This is a genomic window from Actinophytocola sp. (genome assembly GCF_035634895.1).
Classification (GTDB): domain Bacteria; phylum Actinomycetota; class Actinomycetes; order Mycobacteriales; family Pseudonocardiaceae; genus Actinophytocola.
The window spans coordinates 1-19346 of the sequence record NZ_DASQCC010000010.1; the positions used below are offsets into that span (position 1 = coordinate 1).

A 19346-nucleotide genomic window follows, 5' to 3' on the forward strand; every position below is an offset into this window, starting at 1 on the left:
GGGCTGTGGGTTCGGCTGGTGGGTTGGGTGGAGTGGAGTCTGTTGGGGTTGGTGGGTCCGTGGATTCGGCTGGTGCGCCGATGGGTTCGGGTGGCGTCGGTGGGTTGGGGGCTGTGGGTTCGGCTGGTGGGTTGGGTGGAGCGGGGCCGGTTGGGGTTGGGGGTTCCGGGGGTTCGGTTGGTGGGGCGTTGGGTTCGGGTGGTGCCGGTGGGTTGGGGGCTGTGGGTTCGGCTGGTGGGTCCGCGGTGGTGGGTCAGCCTGGGTCTGGTGGATCGGCGGTTGGGGCGATCGGCGGGCAGGCGACTTCCGCGCCGGCGATTTCCGGTTCGGCGGGGGTGGGGGTCGCGGGGCAGGTGGGGACCGGGGGAGCGGCGGGTGCGTTGGCCGTGCCGGCTCCCGGCGGTGCTGGCGCGTCGGTCGCGACGGGTCCTCTCGCGGGGTCGGGTGTCGCGGAATCCGTTGGCGTGCCGCCGGGTTCGGTCGCCGCGGGTGGGTCGGCGGTCTCGGGTCCGGCCGGTACGCCGGTGAGTCCCGGTCCGTCCGGCGTCACCGGCCCGTCCGGCGTCACCGGATCGGCCGGCACCGCCGGATCGGCGACCGCCGGATCCGTGTCCGGTACGGAGTTCCCCGGCGTCCAGTCATCGTCCCGGGAGGCCGCCGTGCCGCCGGCCGAACAGGGGTTGCCGGGGTTCACGTCGGCCATGCCGCCGGCGGTCCAGGCCGCCGCGGGCGTGGCGGCGTCGGAGGTGGCCGGGTCCGGCACGGCGGCGTCGGAGGTGGGCGGGTCCGACCCCGCGGTGTCCGACGTGGCCGGGGCCAGCACGGCGGTGTCCGGCGTGCTGGCCGACGGCCGGACCCGCAACCTGCTCGCCGCGCTGGACCTGACCCTCGACGACCTGCCCGCGTCCGCGGTGGACGTGCGCGAAGGGGTGCGAGGACTGGTGAACGACGCGGTCCTCGCGGCCACGGCGCTCCCGGCGGAGAACTCCCCGCCGCTGGCGCCGGACCGCCTGCGGGACCTCCTGTCGGACGTCGCCACGGCGGTCGGGCACGGGAAGGACCCCTTGACCACCGCGGCGGTGAGCGGGACCGGCTACCGGTCGGACGACCCGGCACCGCTGCGGGTCGCGGCGTTGCGGTCGATGGGCGCACCGCCGGTGGCGTCGCGGCCGGACGCGGGGCGGCCCGCGGTGGTCTCCCGCGAGAGCTTCGCCACCGACGCGGCCGCCGACGCCTACACCGACGCCACCATCCCGATGGCGTTCCGCATGGTCAACGGACCCCGGTTCCGCCAGGAGATCCGCGCGGGCACGCGTCCGACGAACTGCGTCCGCGCCACGATCGCCGGCTACCGCACCTACCAGAACGATCGCCAGCACGACGTCGAGCCCACTCCGTCGCATGAGGACGGACGGCCGGCGGGCGAGCCGCGCGCGGTCCTCGAGGACGAGGTCGGGCGCCCGTTCCGGCCGGTGCCCGACCGTGCGGTCGTCGACCTGTACCTGGGTTTCAAGCCGGCCGGCAAACGTTACGGGCACCTGGCGGGCACTCTGCCCGGCGGCGGCCGGCACGTCGTCACCGTGCTCGAGGCCAGGGGCACCGACGGTCGTCGTGACCTCGTCTACTTCGACATGCAGTCCGGCGGTCTCGTGTCGACGGACAGCATGCGTGAGCTGATGTTCCAACCGGTCGGTGCCGGCGCCACCACCGGCCACGGTCCCGGCGCGGACACGGACCACCTCATGAGCAGCGGGCCACCCGTCCCGATGCTCATCGACGACTCCAGTGATCCCGACAGCTTCGACGAGGAGGCCGGCGGGCCCGGTGCCGCCGGCCGGCCGGATCCGCGTGCCGCCTTCCGGTCCCTCGCACACTCCTTGAACCTGGCGATGGTGCACGTGCCCGCGGGCTTCAGCCGGGACGAGGTCAGAACGGTCAGGGACGCCGCGCGTTCCGCGCGGGAGCGCGGACCACGGCCGGGGCAGGAGAGCCTCACCGCGGCCGCCGAACTGGTCGTGACTTGGAGCGCGGCCGTCGACGGGGCGCGGGAACGACTTTCGGCCGCGCGGCACGACGGCCTGACACGCGTCGACGAGGCGGAGCGCGCCGCGAAAGCGCTCCTCGGTCCCGTGCCCCGGTCGGCACGGCGCGGTGGCACGGTGCTGGCGGCGGTGCTGCACGCGCAACTCCTCGACGTGCTGAGCGCCGCCCTGCTCGACCACACCCTGCTCAACACCGGCCCGGCGCTGCTCGACGTGCGCCTTCCCGGTCCCGTGACGGCGATGCGTGTCGCCCTGTCGGACTTCTACGCCGAGTTCGTCGACAGCACCCCGGACCAGTACGCACTCGACATGTTCCTGGCGCACCACCCCTGGTGGGGCGACCGGTCGGCCACGCCCCGCCAGAGCATGGACGACGTCGTCGGCTCCGCCGGCTTCGACCCGGACACCTGGCTCCGGCACGCCGGGCAACTGCTGGAGCTGCCGGCGGATCTCGAGACGCGGGCGGCCGAGGTGCTGGCTTCGACGCCGTTCCCGGCGGCGTCGACACACCTCGAGGGCGACGTGGCGAACCTGGTCGCGGTCCAGGTCGTGCTGGAGCGGTGGGGCCGGGTGGCCGAGGGCGCCGCGTCGGCCACGGCGCGGGAGCTGCGGGACGAGCTCGCGCGGGTGGGTGCCGCGGCCTTCGAGTCGGCACACGCCTCAGAGTTCGTCGAGGCTCGGCGGCGGATGGACGTGTTGCGCGGCATGGCCGACCTCGTCGCGGTGTGGGTCGTCGACGAGCGGCACGGCGGCCGTCCGGAGGGGTCGGCGCGGCGGCTCGCGGCCAGGCTGCGTGCCGGGTTCGGGGATGCGGCCTTCGAGGACGACCACGCCCAGGAGTTCGCCCGTGCCCGGGCGCTGTTGGGCAACCGGCACGAGGAGGCGGCCCGGGCGCTGGGCATCCCGCTCGCGGCGGTGCGCGCGCCTGAGGTCGCGGTCCATCACCGCATGGTGGACGTGCTGGCGTTCCAGCTGCACCGGACCCAGCGGATGCGCGTGCTGGCGGAGGCGCGCGCTGTGACGTTGGCGGGGCACCTCCAAGCCGCCCACGACGAGCTGCACCGCCATTCCAGCGCGGTCCTCGACCTGCTGGAGCAGGAGCTCCGCGACGATCGGAACGCCCTGGGACACCTGCTCACCGACCGCGGCGGAGAGGAAGGGCGGGAAGCGAAGCAGAACCTGATCACGCGGCTTGCCGGCACCTACGACACCGAGACCGCCAGCTACGCCGACCTGGTCGTCGACTGGTTGGTGGACGGCATGCGGCTGCTGCGCGCACCGGTGACGGCGGAGTCGCTGGGGCTCGTGGTCACGGTCGGCTCCCTGCTGCACAGCGGCCGGCTGGACTGGAGGTCGGTGACAGCGACGCCGCGTGAGGTGTCGGCGCTGCTGAAGGCGCTGCCGAACGCGCCCGAGGCCGACCGGCGGCGGTGGCGTGCGACCGGCCGTGAGCGCCTGCGAGGGCCGTCGTCCCCGTCCGCGCGGGAGCAGGCCCGGTTCGACCTGGTGGCGACCGTGGTGGGGCATCGCTTCTTCGACCACCCGCAGGTGAACACCGTGCTGGGCGTCGCGGAGCGGCTTCGCGCCGAGTTCGCGGCGCTGCGGCAGCGGTTCAACCACCCGGAGTACGTCGCCAGGGCACGGTATGACGCGCTCGTCGCCGAGGAGATCGCCGCCGACCTCGACTACTTCGGCGGTGTGGCGGACTCGACCGGCGAGAGCAGCACGGACTCCGACGGCGACGAGTCCGGCGACGAGTCCGGCAGCGACGAGATCGGCGCCGGTGAGCCGAGTGCCGATGAGCCCGGCGCCAACGAGTCCAGCGCCGATGGGTCCAGCGCCGATGAGTCCGGCGCGGATGAGCCTGGCGGCGGGGATCCCGACGACGCCGAGCCCGAGTCCGCCGACGAGGAACCGGCCGATGCGGAGTCCGAGGAGTCCGAGGAGTCCGACTCCGCGAGTGAGAGCACCGACGAGGAGGCACGGGACCGGAGCGAGGCGGACTACCAGACCTCGGCGCGGCTGGCACTGGGGCTGCCGCGTGAACCCGGTGACCTGACGTCGCCGGAAGCGAGCGCGGCCGCCGCCGGGCGTGCACGCGCCTACGACGAGCTGGCGACCGTGCTGGCGGACGCGATGCGGACGCGGCGCGTGCGGCCCGACGCGCGGTTCGCACGGATGGCGTTCGCGCAGGCGTGGCGGGCGACCGAGCAGCGGCGCCGCGAGTTCCAGCGGTCGGCCAACGCCGACGGGGTCGCGCACGTCGACGTAGACGTCCCGGCCGACGTCGCCGGGGACCGGCTCCGCGCGGGCCACACCGGTGGGATCGACGGCCGGATCCTGGCCTACGAGGCGTTCCTCACCGCGGAGGCGCGGGCACTGGCGGAACACGTGCCGGCGGGGCCGTCGCCGCGGGCCGTGGCGGACGCGGAGCGCGCGGCGGCCCACGCGTTGGGCGCGGCGCCGCCACCGCTGCCCTGGCGCGGACCCGCGCCGGACGACCAGCGCCGGCTCTGGCGGCGGACGACGGAGCTGCTCACCCGGGCCTACCTGGTCCGGTCGGCCGCGCAGGCCGAGATCGACCGGCTGAACTCGCTGATGCCCGCCACCGGCTGGCCCTCCATGCCCCAGGCGCGGGCCATGATCGAGGCCACCGAGCTGGCCGCCCGTGCCGACACGCTCGGCCGCCGCCTGCGTGCCCGCTTCACGGAACTGCACGGCCACGACGAGGCCACGGCGATCGTCAGCGAGTTCTACCTGCGCCACGACGACCAGCTGCGCACCGCACGGGAAACCCTGCGGCAGGCCACCCCGGAGACGGCGAGCACCGCGTCGGAACTGGCGGTGGTCATGCTCGGCGAGCAGGTGCCGGACACCGGTCTCCCCGGCCGCGGACGGATCTCCCCCGCCGACCGCCGGCGCCTCCAGGAGGATGTCCGCACCGTCGTGGCCGGTGCGCTGGTCGCCGAGAACAGTGCGCGTGCCGAAGCCGATGCCGTGCACACCGGCATCCTCGACCCCGCGCACGTGGACACGGCGTGGAAGGCGGCGGAGGAGTTCCTCGTCGACGCGGGTCTGCTGCTCGACTGGACCGCCGTCGGCCAGCTGCCCGGACCGCCCGTCGCACCGGCGGCGGCGGCGCGCCGTCGCCACGCCGCCGTCTCCGACCCCGACGCCCTGTTCGCCGCGGTCAACGGGTTCCTCGCCGAGTGGGACGACCGGTTCGAAGACGTCGCCGACCGGGAGGTGACACCGTCCGACCCCGCACGGGTGGACGCGGTCGCGCGGGAGAACCGCGAGGCCGCGCGCCAGGTGCTGGGGCTGTCCGAACCGGGACCGCTCACCCGCCCGCGGCAGGAGGAGCTCCTGCAGTCGATCGGCGCGATCTGGCGGCTGGTGCCCGGTCGGCCCGCCGCGCTGGCGACCGCGCTGCGCGGCCACTGGCAACCGGTCGGGGCGCGCGTGGACCGCGCCGACCGGACCCGCACGGAACTGGACGAGGCGCGCCTGGACGCCGCGCTCCGCAAGGCGTACGACGACCTCACGCGCCTCCTGGCGGAACAGCCGGAGGCCGTCCGCCGCCGCGTCGAGGAGGACGCGGCGCTGCGCTGGGCCGAGCGTGCTCGCGAGCTGCTGGACGTGCCGCCCCCGGCGGACACGCCGGGGCCCGCGGTGCCGGCCGGCCGGCCGTACGGGCCGGCGACCTGGCAGGGCAGCGGGCTCGCCCGCCGGCTGCACCACATCGCGCTCGCACTGGTGGCATACCAGATCTCGTTGAGCATGACCGACGTGTGGGTCAACCCGGCGGTGACCGCGCAACGACTGCGCGACGGCATCCCATCCCACGAGACGAGCAGCGGGATCTCCGTGCCCGGCCTGCGGGACCTGCTCGGCTGGTACTCCGGAGACGACACGAGCCGCCTCGGCGAGGACCCGGCCGTCGACCGGGGCACACGCCCGCCGCAGTTCGCGGTCGAACCGCCACCCCCGGCGGGCTCTCCCCCGGAGTACACCGACGAGGCCGACGACTCGCGACCCGCCGGACCCCGGCCGGCGCCCACGGTGCCGGCGGCGTCCACGGTGGTGCCTGCGCCGACGGTGGTGCCGGTGCCGCACGGCGGTGACCTCGCACGCGCGGCGGCCCGGTGGAGCGCCGTCCTGGATCCCCGGGACCCCGGTGCGGATCCGCCGGCCGGTGCCGTCGGCGCCGCGCTCCGGCTCGTGGGCCCACCACCCGACCCGGGATCGGAGTGGGCCGGCGTCCACCAGCGGCTCGTGCGTGCGGTGGCCACCACGCTGTGGCGTGACGGCACACCGGCGGCGAAGGCGTTGCTGGCGCGGCTGTGGTTCACCATCGGCCCCGCCATACCGGCGGAGCCGCCCGACGTGGCCCGGCAGCGGCCGTGGGAGTGGACGGTGCGGTGGCACGCCCAACGGCTGCCGGCCGGCCTCGGGGAGAGGCTCCGGTCGGAGCTGCTCGGGTGGGTGGTGCCGTCCCTCGACGCGGACCGTGCCCAGCTCGCCAGGCAGCTGCCCGTCGGCCAGTGGGTGTTGAGCGCGCTCGCGTACCAGGCCTTTCTGGCGTACAACGACCCGGCGCACGTCGCGACCGTGGCACCCTTCGCGGCGGCCCTCCTGCGGTCCGGCCTCGACGCCACGCACCCGGAGCTGGCGGCCGACCCTGTCGGCGCCGTACCGGACCGGGCACAGGCGGCGCTGCGCCGGATGTACGAGACCGCGATGTACCGAGCCACCGGCCCGACGACCCGCCCGACCACCGGCCCGGCCACCGGCGCGCCGGCGAACGGTGCGGCGTCACCGGGCGTGGGCGGCTCGACCCCGGCGGCCCCGCGGGTCGTGACGCCGGCTCCGGCAGGGGTGTTCTCGGCGGCCGCGGGCGACGAGCGTCTCGCCGAGGCGTTCGCGAAGGTGCCGGCGGAGGACGGTGTCCTTGGGTTCGGCGCGCGCACGCCCACGCCGGGCGACCCGATGACGGTCGAGGACGTCGCCGCCGTGGTGCGTGGCCAGTGGGCGGCGGGGCGGTGGCCGCGAGGCAGTCCCGTGCGCCTGTTTCTGTGCAACACCGGTGCGGCGGTGTTCACCAGGGCAGGCGGGAGCGCGACGGGTGACCTCGCGTGGTTCGCCCAGCAGTTGGCGAACAACCTGTCGGTGGACGTGCACCTGCCAAGGGACCTCGTGTGGTTCGGCCCGATCGCGGGGCGCAGGCCGGTCGAGGTGGCCGCGCACGGCGAGGTGGATGGCGTGCCGACCCTGGTGCCGCTGGTGGACGGTTGGGAGCGGCGGGTGCCCGGCGGGAGGAGGCCGCAACCGTCGAGCTACGACGTGGTGCTGCCCTCCCACGAGCGGACGGGTCTCGGGCTCACCGCGGACGTCCACCTGGCACCCGACGACAGCGACTCCGAAACCGAGTCCGAACCAGACTCCGACAACGAGTCCGAGAACGAGTCCGAGAACGAGTCCGAAACCGCCGCCACCCAAGCTCTGCGGACCGATCCCACGGCGCCGCCGGATCCGGGTCCGGTCGGTGCGCGGACGGCCCAGGTCCGACGGCTGCTCCTGCTGAACCTCGCACGGCCCGAGCGGGTCGACGGGACCCGTGTGCGGGCGCTCGCGACGCTGATGATGACCGAGGCCGGCACGCCGATGCGGCTGCACGGCCAGGTGCTGGCCGGGTTCAGCGACGCGGAGCTGGTCGACGAGCTCTCCGCCGCGGGTGGCCCGGAGCGGCTGACGGTGACGGCCGGCCGCGGCGCGGACGCGGTCGAGCTCACCCTGCGGACCACGCTCGGCGACGACTCCAGCGACCCGTCCGACCCATCCGGCCAGTCCGCCGGGGCCGCCGGGGCCGTCGGCGACCAGGAGGACACGAAGATCGAGAGCAGCTCCGGGAAGTTCGGCGCGACCGAGGCCGAGCTGCCCGGGTCGAAGCCCAAGAGCGCCACGGTCGACGGTCGCGTCCCGGTCGGGGTGGGGGATCTCCGCATGCGCGTGAAGGGGAGGCCGACCGGCTCGAAGTGGGTCGCCACCAGCTCGTCGGAATCGCGGGCCGCGGCCTCGGTCGACCCCGGCGGCGACCGGACGAGCAGCGACCACGACCTGCACTTCACGCTCACGCTGTCCAGCAACCGCGCGGCGCCCGTCCACCGTGGCGGGCACGCGCCCGGCGCGGCCACGATCAGCACCCCCGACGCCCTCGCGGACCTGTCCCTGGACGAGGACTCGCCGGTCGACACGGACGGGACCGGGCCGCGCCCGGTGCGCATGACGGCGGGCCACGGCCTGTTCGAGCTGGGGATGAGGCTGCTGCGTCAGCACGACCCGTGGGCGGAGAGTGCCGGCGAGATCGGCTCCCCGGTTCGCGACGTGCTGCGCACGCTGGCCAGCGGCGCCCACCTGAGCCGGCACGGCACCGACCTGCTGGACGGCCACGTCCTCCGCGAACGACTGGAGATCCACGACCAGCGGGGGAACCAGCACACCGCCGTGGTGGAGCTCGAGGTGCGGCGGGACGCCACGTACGCGCTGCGCGGCGACGCCGTCACGGGCAAGACCACCACCAAGTCCGGGCACACCACGGGCCAGTCGCTGACGCTGACCGACGTGGAGCCGGTCAGCGTCAGCCTCCGGCTGCGGTCGGGCCTTCCGGTGGCCGGCGACGAGTCGAGCGGCGCCTCCCTCGAACTGGTCGGCACCCTGCAGGGCAAGCGGACCAACAAGGAGAAGCGGGTCATCAGCCGGACCAGGGAGATCAGCGCCGAGCTGGGCTGGACCGCCAAGGGCGCACTGGTGGGCACGGTCACCGACGTGACCTACGACCTGCGGATCCGGTTCGACGACGGGCGGACGGAGCAGGGCAGCCACGCCATGCGTGGCGGCGCCGTCTCCTGGCACGTGCCCGGCTCGGCGACCACCGAGCCCGCTCCCGACGGGGGCGCCGACGCAGAGCCGTTCCCCGCGCACAAGATCCTCGCCGGGGAGACCCGGTTCCCGAACCTCGCCGCCGTCGAGGCCGCCCTCCGGGACGTGGTTCCCGCCGGGGTCCTCACCGGCGACGGCCGGACGTCAACGGCGCACGCCGCCCGCAACGAGGTGACCGTCGCGCGGGCGTTCTCCGCGGACGGCGCCGCCGAGCTCAGCTCGGACCTCAACGGCGACGGCATGTCGCTGCTGCTGGTGTCGGCCACGCATGCCGACACCGGCAAGGCCGACGAGTACGTCCAGGTGGTCGTCGTGGCGGTGCGGCCGGAGCCGGCGGGGGCCGGTCGGGGCGGTGGCTACGGGACCTTCGACCGGTCCGGGCCGGCCGGGGGGCGGTCGAGCCGCGCCGTGCCGGGCGTCACCGGGAAGGGTGAGCTCGGCGCCGGACACCGGATCGAGCACAGCGACGTCGTGACGACCGGTACCGCCGCGGGTGGCGGCGCCGGGGCGCGCGGGGCGGCCGGGGGGATCGAGGCGGAGGCGCGGGCGCAGTACGTCCGCAGGATGGGCGCCACGAAGACCACGTTGAGCTCGGCGAGCGGGGCCGGGCACTCGGCGGGCTGGAAGTCCGGCCGGGTCGGCGCGCACGAGGAGGTCGTCGACCACTACACGATCACCGTGCACGGCGGCGACGGCGAGCTCGCCAGCACCACCGTCACCGGCGGCGTGGCCACGACCGTCACCGGTGGCGGCTTCACCCCAGGCACCCCCGACCGGGGGACCGGCCAGCCCGACGGGGGGTTCCGGCCGGTCCGGCACCGGGCGCCGATGCGCCCCGTGGGCTGGCGCCCCGCGCGACTGCCGGACCACCACGTCGTGCACGGCGTCGACCTGCCGCCCGGGTTGGGCTCGGCCCTGCTCGCCGGGCTCGGCGGACCCCAGAAGATCGGTCCGTTCACCCGGCACCAGGCGCACGAGTTCGCGAGCGCCAAGGACGTCGCGGCGAACCTCGACGCCGCGAGCGTCGGCGTCCACCAGACGCCGCTGCACCGGCGTGCCGGCGGGTGGTCCGGTGACCGGGTCGGGGACGTCAAGGTGCACGTCATGTTGAGCAACGCCCGCGTCAGCGGTGACCCAGAGTTGATGGAGCTCTCCTTCACGACCGTGGTCGCCGGTGCCACCGGGCACGGCGTCGAGCGCGGCACCGGCCGGACCGTGGCCGGCCGGGTGGGCGGCGGCCGGGCGGGCGGCGCGGCGGAGCACGACGTCGTCCGGTTCAGCGACGGCACGGACACCTGGGTCGAGCACGCCGGCGAGGCGGAGCACGAGCGCACCACCACGACCACCTACACCGGCCTCACGTACCCGGTCACCTACGACATCACCGTCCTCGGCGGCAGCCGGGAGGCCGCGGCCGACGAGCCGGTCATGCACGGCGACGAGGCCACGAGCTGGCACCACGAGCAGGCCCACCGCACGAGCGCGGTGCGGACCTGGGTGCCGGCGGAGGAGCTGGAGCAGGTCGGTCTCACCACGCTCCCGGAGCCGGTCACGCTGTCGGCCGAACACGCGGACGAACCGGTGCCCGAGGTCGACCTCGACGGCCAGGTCCCGGTGAGCATCCGTCCGGAGGTGACCCTGGGGCTGCTCAACGCGCTGCGTGCGGTGCTCGACCTGGTGCCGCGGGACGCGGTGCCCCGCACGGTGCTCGCGCGGTTCGCCGACCACGTGACCGAACGGACCCTGGCGGAGCAGTTGACCGGCTGGTTCGGCACGTGGGCCGGCAGTGGCATCGAGGAGCGCGGGAACGAGGGGCTGTACCGGCGGATCGTCGGCGACCTCGGCGCGGGTGGCCTCGAACCCGTCTACGGGGACCTGATGGGCGCGCCGGGCATCCGCTGGTCGGAGAAGGTCGCGGGGGACCTCGGCACCTACACCGTCGCGCTGACGCTGCGGGGCGACCAGCGCTTCGGCGACTACGTCGGGACCGCGAGCGGCTGGGGCGAGTCCGTGGAGACGAGGACGACCAGCACCACGACCACGGACACCGGCGACGAGCACAAGCGGAAGCTGGCGTCCAGGGCGACGGCCACGACCGGCCCGGGGATGCTCGACGGCCGGCCAGGCCGGGTCGTCGGCACGGTGACCGGCACGCAGCTCGTCGCCACCGACCGGAGCGAGGCGGCCGGCGTCGCGACCAGGCGCGGCTACGAGGCACCCGAGGGGGACCGGGCGATCTACAAGCACGATCTCGGGCTCGAGCTGGAGGTGAGCAAGACCCGGCACTCGAGCCGCGCGCCCCGGGTGCTCAGCGGTGGGGTCGTGGACCTGTTCGCCCCGGAGCCGGCGAGCCGCGTCCACGTGCTGGAGGACATCCCGGACGCGGTGCGGTCGAGGGTGCCGGCGAGCGAGCTCGCGCACGGGGTGCTCCAGCGCGGCCGGTTCGTCACGATGCCCGACGACCACCACGTGGTGACCAACCCCGTGCACCTGCACTTCCTCGTCCAGGACATCGTGCGTGGCACGCGCCCGGGCGAGGCGACCGGACCGAGCCCGACGCCGGTCCCCGCCCAGGCGAACGCGGCGCTGGACACCATCAACACGGCCACCCGGCCGAGCAGGGTCTCCGCGTACCTGCCCGAGCTGATGGGCGAGCACGGCCACCGGGTCGACGGCCTGGACGACGACCCGCACTACAGCGCGGGCGCCGGCACGTCGCATCCCCTGTCGGCACTGGTGTTCCGAGCCCACCTGGTAGACGCCTGGGTGACGCCGCGTGGCGTGGCCGAGTTCACGGCCAAGGACGTGTCGACCACCGCCGTCAAGGACAAGCGCAAGGAGGGCCCGTCGGTCAAGACCGGTGCCCGCGTGGGTGTCGAGTCCTTCGTGGACAACGCGAGGCCGGTGCTGGACGCGGACGGGCTGCGGCTGCGTGGGTCGGCCTACGCCAGGGTCAAGGGCCCCGCGTACAGCTGGCAGCGGTCCGCGGCGACCAAGACCAAGGCCAGGACCGCGGCCCGGGAGACGACGAGCACCGAACAGTCGTTCCGGGTGACGGCGTGGGCTCACTGGACGGTCACACCCGAGTACCGGGGCTCGGTGCCCGAGGAGTGGCTCACCCCCCGCACCGCGCGCGACCGCGTCCACATCGACACCAACGAGGCCGGCCTGCGCCAGCTGGGGATCGACCCCGAGGCCGTGCTCGGGGACCGGGCGGCGACCCGTGGCACCGTGCCGGGCAAGGACAAAGGCAAAGGCAAGGACCAGGGCAAGGGCAAGGACAAGGACAAGAGCAAGGAAAAGGGAAAGGAAAAGGGAAAGGCCAAGGCCGGCCCGTCCGCGCCGGCCCGGACGCCGACCAGGGTGCCGGTCGGTGTGTACCTGCGGGAGGACGGCGACGACGGTGGCGTCGGCAGAGCCGTCGAGAAGCTGCCGGTCGAGGAGGGCGTCTTCGGTGTCGTGGCCCGCACGCCGCCGCCGGACAGGGCGCTGACCGCGGCCGGGTTGGCGGCCGTGGTGCGCGGCGCCGGCTGGAACGGGACCGATCCGGTCCGCCTGTACATGTGCGACACGGGCGAGCTGGCCGCGTTGGCGCAGGAGCTGGCCGACGAGCTGGGCGTCGCCGTCCGCGCGCCGAACGGCCTGCTGTGGCTGGGCCCCGGCACCGGGGACAGCCCCGTCATGGTGGCCGAGATGACGACCGTGCGCGGCAGGCCGGTGCTGACGCCCCTGGCCGACCCCTGGGCGGAGTACGAGCCCGACGAGACGGCCCCCGTGCCCGCCTCCTACGACCTCTCCCTGGCACCCGGCACGCCGTCGGGGCTCGGCCTCGCCGAGGACGTGCACCTGGCGCCCGCCGACCGGTTCGTGGTGCACGGCACACCGGACTGGTCGGCGGTGCGGGCGTCGGTCGTCCGGCAGCTCGACGCGCCCGGCACCCGCCGGTGGGCCGACGACGAGTTCTCCGAGGCCGTGCTGCGGACGCTCGCCGAGGAGGGCGGCGAACGGTCGCGCTACTTCCAGAACCGGTACGAGGTCGTGGTCCGGCGCAGCCGGCTCGGCACGCGGGGCGCCGAGACCGCCGGGGTGTCCGAGCAACGCAGCAGCTTCGGCGAGCGGCCGACGAGCAGCCACTCGGCCGGCTCCCAGGATCGTGAGGGCCTGGACCCGGCCAGGCCGCTGTCCATGGCCGCGAACCTCGGCGCCCAGTTCCTCAACGTGCCGGTGGAGATGGACTTCGCCCTGCGGGGAACGGGACCGCAGTCGAGCGCCGCGGAGTTCGCGCGGGCGGAGGGCCGGCGCTCGGTCGAGATCACGGAGACGCGGCCGGTGTCGCGGGCCCGGCACGACGTGGAGTTCGAGGTGACCGTCCGGGACCTGCACAGTCCGGTGGGGACGCGCGACCGTGCCGGCAGATCGGAGCCGGTCGTGGTCCGGATGACCCTGGAGCGGGCCCGGCCGAGGCCCGCCAGCACCGACCGGCCGCGAACGGGGGGCAGCTCCACCGTGTCGGTGGGCTACCCCGCGCTGTCCGTCGAGATGTCCGAGGACGAGCGCGCGGCGCGGATCCGGGACGCCGAGCGGACCAGGGACGCGATCAAGTCGGTCGAGTTCACGGCGGGCTTCCTCGCCGCCCCGGGCCGGTCGAGCGTGGAGGACAGCGTGCTGCGGCGCTACCCCGGCGCGCCGGAGTCGGAGGTCCAGGCTTTCCGCGAGTGGCTCACCGCGGTGGCCGCGGGGCCGGACGCCCTCGCGTTCGTCAAGAGGAACGACCTGCCCCGGCGCAGGTTCAGGCTCGCGAAACGGGGGAGGAGGGAGGTCGAGGTCCTCCTCGCGCTGAAGAAGCCGGGTGACGGCGCCGAACACCCCGCGGAGGGCGGCGGGAAGCAGGTCGCGCGGAGCTTCGACGTCAGCGGTGAACGCGGCGGGTCGCACACGGCCACCCGCGAGATGGGCGGCAGCTTCGGCCTGAAGGGAGGCCCGCAGCTGCTCGGCCTTCTCGAGGCGACCCTCGGTGGCAAGGCGTCGTTCGCGCACCGGGCCGACGACACGACCGGCATCAGCTACCGGCACACGCGGCGGGAGAAGACCGAGCTCCGCGGCACCCTCCCACCCGTCGAGTTCTCGTCCGACCTGGTGCTGTCCCTCTGGGAGGTCGGCACGTCGATCGACCTGGCCGATCCGAACAGGTCGATCGACGTGCCCGTGACCGCGGAGCTCCTGGTGGCGCCACCGGGGGAGATGGTGTCCGAGCCGTCGACGAAACAGCCGTCCGTGCTGGAGCCGGCGCCGGAGCGCCGGGGGCGCGACGCGTCCGGGCTGGACACCGCCGAGGTGCTCGACCAGACGCACGGCCGCTGGCGCTTCACCGAACGTTCCGCGCCGCTCCTCGCCATGCTGGTGACGGCGTATCTGACCAACAAGGGAATCCTCGCAGACAGCGCCGCCAACGCGCTCAAGCCGGGGCTGGCGAAGTTCTTCGCGAACAACACGCGGGACATGAACGACGGCGGCGACGGCGCCCCCTACGTCCTGCCGGACGGCAGGAGCCTGTTCTTCACGGGTACGCCCCTGGCCGCCGACGGCCACTACGTCGACAAGGAGGGGTGGAAGAAGCACACCGACAGGTTCGCGTCCGGGATCGCGAGCCGGGTCGCGGCGGTGCGGCACGAGTCCGGTGCCGTCGAGGCCGGCCTCGACGGGTCGGCCGACCCGCTGAAGGTGAGTGCCACCGCCCGGCTGTCCAGGAAGCTCAAGAAGAGCGTCGAGGTCGAGCAGAGCTTCCAGGAGGTCCGGGAGTGGACCGACCTGGGCGACAACCACCTCTACCGGTTCCCGGCGGCCGTGACGATGCGTGTGGGCGACGACTGGGAGAGCATGAGCGACCCCGTGACGTGGGACGGACTCCAGATCCAGGTGGAGGTGTCCGGCCGGCCGGCCGCCGAGGACATCACCCCGGACCCGTCCCCGGCCGCGGGGAAGCCGCCGGCCGAGACGGGCTGGCTGCCCGCGGACGAGGCCGACCGCGAGATCCCCAAGCGGTCGAGGCTCGCGGAGCTGCCGGTCGACCACGACCCCGAGGCGATGGTCCCGGTACGCGGGCTCGGCTCCACGACCATGCGGATGCTGAACGAGGGCGTCGCCCGCCAGCGCGGCAGCAGGAGGCGGGAGGCCGTGAGGTCGGTGGTGGGCGGCGAGCGGCCGCCGCGGTTCGGCGTTCACGAGAAGGGCGGGGACAGCAAGGAGACCTCGCGGGACAAGCTCCAGCAGTGGGCGAGCTACGCGAACCGCCGGGACAACCTCGGTGCCGCCGCGAGCGGCGCCGACGTGCTGAACGTGACCACCTTCAACGAGCCCAACGTGGTCAACGGCACCCGGCGGTACGAGGGGTCGGCGAAGCTCACCACCCGCTACGGCAACGCCCGCATCCTGGACCGGGCGGACCACACGTTCACCAAGATCACCATCGCGGAGACGAAGCTGCCGAGGGAGCGTCGGGCCGCGCTGGGCGGCGAGCTGTCGGCCGAGGCGTCCGTGGAGATCGGCGAGCAGGGTTCGTACGGCGGCAAGGCGTCGGCCGGCTACGAGCGCGGTCCGGTCCGGATGGAGACCGACACGACCGCGGCCCTCACCGTGCACACGTGGAACGAGCGGGCGTACCTGGTGGCTTACGACGTGTGGCACCAGCTGGACACCTCGGTGAGCGAGAGCATGTCGGACTCGCTCGGCCGCCTGCACGAGAGCAAGGAACCCAGCGAGGACACCAGGATGAAGTTCGTGCCCGCCGCGGTGAAGGTGTGGGTGGCCGCGAGCCGGCTGACGACCGTCGGCACGCTCTCCGACCACGACGTCGTCAACAACCTCGCGCCCGAGGACCTGACCCGGTACCTGGCGGCCAACCCGAGCGACCCGGCGGCGGAACCGGAACCGGACGAGGAGCCCGGCACGACGTGGCCGGCGCAGGTCGACCACAACGTCGCGCAGCTCGCCCCGGGCCGGCCGGACGTGGTGGCGAAGTTCGTCAGCGGGCTGGAGGGGGCGCTGCGGGAGTTCGAGCAGAAGATCGGCGACGGCGGCGACAGCACCGATGCGAGCGACAGCGGTGACGACGATGGCGATGGCGACGATGGCGATGGCGATGGCGCCGTAGTCCCGCGGCTCGCGGCGGCGGGCGAGGCACCCGTGCGCGGCAGGCGGGACGAGAAGCGGCTGGCGAAGGCCAGGGCCATGCTCGCGACGCTCGACAACGAGGCCGTGACGAAGATCGGCTACGCGTTGCTGGCCGGCGGGTTCCACGTGGTGAGCGTCGAGCTGCTCAACGACGGCTTCGAGCTGTTCGTGCAGCGCGAGCACGGCAACGGCAAGTTCCAGGTGCTCCTCGTGCTGACCGGCAAGCTCGGCCCGGCCCGCCACGGCGAGCACAAGGAGGGGTTCACCTTCAGCAGCCAGGTCGTCACGACCGGCTCCGCCGCCGACGGGGCCCGGTCGCGGGTGACCGCGAGCGCCGGCGCGTCCGCGGCGCCGAAGCTCCCCGTGCCGAAACTCCCGGCGCTGAACCTGCCGGTGGTCGGCACGGGGGCCACGGACAAGCTCGGCGAGGTCCTGGAGGAGGCGGTGGCGCCGGAGGTCGCGGGAACGGTCACGCGCACCAGCGAGCCGACGGCCGTCGTGCGGCAGCGGCGCACCGACACGTTCACCTGGCACGGCGGGGTCGACGAGTTCACCCACTCGATGGAGGTACGGGGGCGGGCCTACGTCTACGAACGGGACGGCGACTACCGGAAGCAGGTTCCCCTGCTGCGCAGGAAGCCGTTGAGCGAGCGGCACGAACTGCGGCCGATCCACCTGCCGGAGGCGGTCCGCTCGACCCTGCCCTCGTACTTCCGGGAGCTGCTGGACCCGGGACGGACGCCCCTCGGCACGGCGACGGGCTCGTGGCGGGCCACGCGGGGGAAACAGGGCTTCCCCGGCAGCGCGCACCTGTACGTGTGGCCGTTCCCCGCACCAGGACTGCACACCTCGTTGCGGACCCTCGAGCTCAACCCGCAGCGGTCCGACCTCCTGTCGATCGGCACCGGCACAACGCGGCTCACCCACGAGTTCCGCGCGTTGCTGTCGCCCACCGGCCACCGCGTGTTCGTCGACGCCAAGCACGTGACCCACGTGGTGCTGATCGAGGACCTTGGCGACCGGCAGCTGCTCGGCCCGATCCCCGGCGGGGAGCTCGGCGGCGACATCGTCATCGGCGACCAGGTCGTCCGGTCCGTCGGGTACGAGTTCTCCGCGGAAGGCGGTGCGCTCGGCGAGACCGCCGGCTTCCTCGGCGACCCGACCCGGTTCGAGAAGAAGTACGGCAAGCAGAAGGAGGTCGTCGGGGGCACCGCCGTGCCCGCGGCCGACCCCGGCGCCGCGCCCCCGTCCGCGCCCAGGCCGGCCTACCTCGTCCGGGCGAGGCTGCGCTCGACGGTCCGCGTGTACTACCGCAACGGAACGGCACGCACGATCCACGACGGCGACGACGGCTGGGTGCTGCTGGCCGTCGACGAGGCTGGCGTCAGTGCGCTCGGTCCCTGGCACAGGAGGAGATCATGACCGATCCCGACATCGACATCACTGTCGCCCGTGTCTTCGACGGCACCGGGCCGCGCTTCGCGGCGGACCATCCCACGATGGCCGACGGACCGGAGCGCGACTGGGTGCTGGCCTACCTCAAGGCCGGCGCCGACCTGCTGGTGACACCGGGCGCGCTGCCGGACGTCGTGGACCCGTCGCGTGGTGCCGTGGTGCCCATGAGCTTCCGCACCGACGGCTCCTGGGTGTGGACCGACACCGTCGCCTACTACCTGGAGGAGCACGGCCTCGCGCCGGAACCGGGTCTGCTCCACCACATCCGGACCGCGGCCGGTCCGCCTCGCACGCCCGACCAGGCGACCCTGGCCCGTGCCGCCGCGGCGATCATGGCGCCGGCCGGAGCCGGCCGGCTCGACGACGAGGGCAATGACAACGACGAGAACGAGGAGCGACCATGACCGGCGCAGACCGCGCGCGGGCGTGGCTGCACCGGACCTACGGCGACCTCGTCGTGCTCGCCGGCACCGAGCCGCTGCGCGTCACCGAACGGGCCGCGCTGTTCGGGTGCCGGTACGCCGGTGCCGACGAGCCGATGCTGGCGGCCGCGCTCTGGGTGCCCGCCGGCGACCGCCCGCCGTTCCCGGCGGCCAACGCCGCACCGCTCGACGAGGACGTCAACCACGTGCCGTCCCAGGAGACCGGCGAGGACTGGCGATGGCGAGTGAACGCCCGCAACTGCGTCGTCGCCGCCGACGCCGCGGTGGACGGGAACCCGGCCTCGGCGGGTGCGTGGCGGGCGGCCGACGAGTCGCCGGGGTGGTGGGACCGGTTGGTGTCGCGGTACTTCCCGGCCGCCGAGGTGGCGGGGTGCGACGACTGGGCACAGGCCGGGGCGGCCGTCGTGGACGGTGGACCGGGTACGCGCGCCGTGGTCTGGCTGCGCCGCCGTCTCGACGGCGGCGACCTCACCGGCCACCTGTTGTACGCCAGGTACGACGAGGGCACCGGGCAGGCGCTCGTGCTGGACCCGCAGCTCGGCACCCTCGCCAGCACGCTCGACGACGAGGTGGACAGCCTCGTGGTGGCGAGGTTCCACCGGGCCGAGCCGCTCGGGGTGCGGCCGCTCCAGCCGTGGGAGGGGCCCGCCGAGGACTTCCCGGCCGCCGTGGCGAAGGCCGCCGGCTGGCTCGACTACCTGTACGGCGGACAAGCCGTCCTGGTGGCGCCGGACCCGGCCGACGAGACCAGGCGAGGCTGGCTCTTCGCCTGCACCACCAGCCGGTTCCTGGACACCGGCGATTGGCGCGACCAGATGCTCGACGCGGCGCTGCTGGTGCCCAAGGCGGCGGGGGAGCACCCGTTCGGCCTGCCCAACCGCGACCCGTGGACGTGGCTGCGGGACTGGGACGGCGGCGTGGCGGACCTGCCGGCGCCGCCCGAGGCGGAGCCGGGCGCCCCCACCTGGTTCCCGTCGCTGACCGCGCGGATCGGCCGCCTCGACGGCGCTCACCCACACCCCCACTGGGCGGGCGCACTCGGTGAGATCCACGGGCTGCCGCCCGACGCGCTCGCCCTGATCTGGTTGCGCCGCAAGGACTACCGGGACCGCGAGACCGTCGGGCACCTGCTGTGGGCCCGAAACGGGGGCGACGAGATCCACGTCCTCGACCCCACGGCGCCCCCCGACGCGTCGCCGCTCGGCGCCGATCCGTTCGAGCTGCGGGTGTTCCGGGTGGGCGTCTCGCCGGCGGCGACCGTCCGCGGTGGGTGACGCCGTGGCCGGTGGGCACACCC

The 19346-nt window shown here is 74.5% G+C and carries 3 protein-coding genes; all 3 read left to right on the forward strand.

The window, feature by feature from the left end; genetic code table 11:
• Positions 1 to 524: 524 nt before the first annotated feature.
• The 3 genes from VET29_RS01875 to VET29_RS01885 are packed head-to-tail and all read left to right on the forward strand — an operon-like array spanning position 525 to position 19323.
• The gene (locus VET29_RS01875; protein WP_324913685.1) at positions 525 to 17573 is read left to right on the forward strand and encodes a hypothetical protein; all 17049 of its coding nucleotides are present in this window, start codon (positions 525 to 527) and stop codon (positions 17571 to 17573) included.
• Positions 17570 to 18010 (forward strand): hypothetical protein, encoded by a 441-nt coding sequence (locus tag VET29_RS01880; protein ID WP_324913687.1) that lies wholly within the window; start codon positions 17570 to 17572, stop codon positions 18008 to 18010. Before VET29_RS01875 ends, VET29_RS01880 begins: the two co-directional genes overlap by 4 nt.
• On the forward strand, positions 18007 to 19323 hold the full coding sequence (locus tag VET29_RS01885; RefSeq protein ID WP_324913689.1) for a YrhB domain-containing protein: 1317 nt from the start codon (positions 18007 to 18009) through the stop codon (positions 19321 to 19323). Before VET29_RS01880 ends, VET29_RS01885 begins: the two co-directional genes overlap by 4 nt.
• Positions 19324 to 19346 lie beyond the last annotated feature (23 nt).

Coding starts and splice junctions, on each gene's coding strand:
- VET29_RS01880 (WP_324913687.1), top strand. CDS start 17,570: ATGACCGATCCCGACATCGACATCACTGTCGCCCGTGTCTTCGACGGC.
- VET29_RS01885 (WP_324913689.1), top strand. CDS start 18,007: ATGACCGGCGCAGACCGCGCGCGGGCGTGGCTGCACCGGACCTACGGC.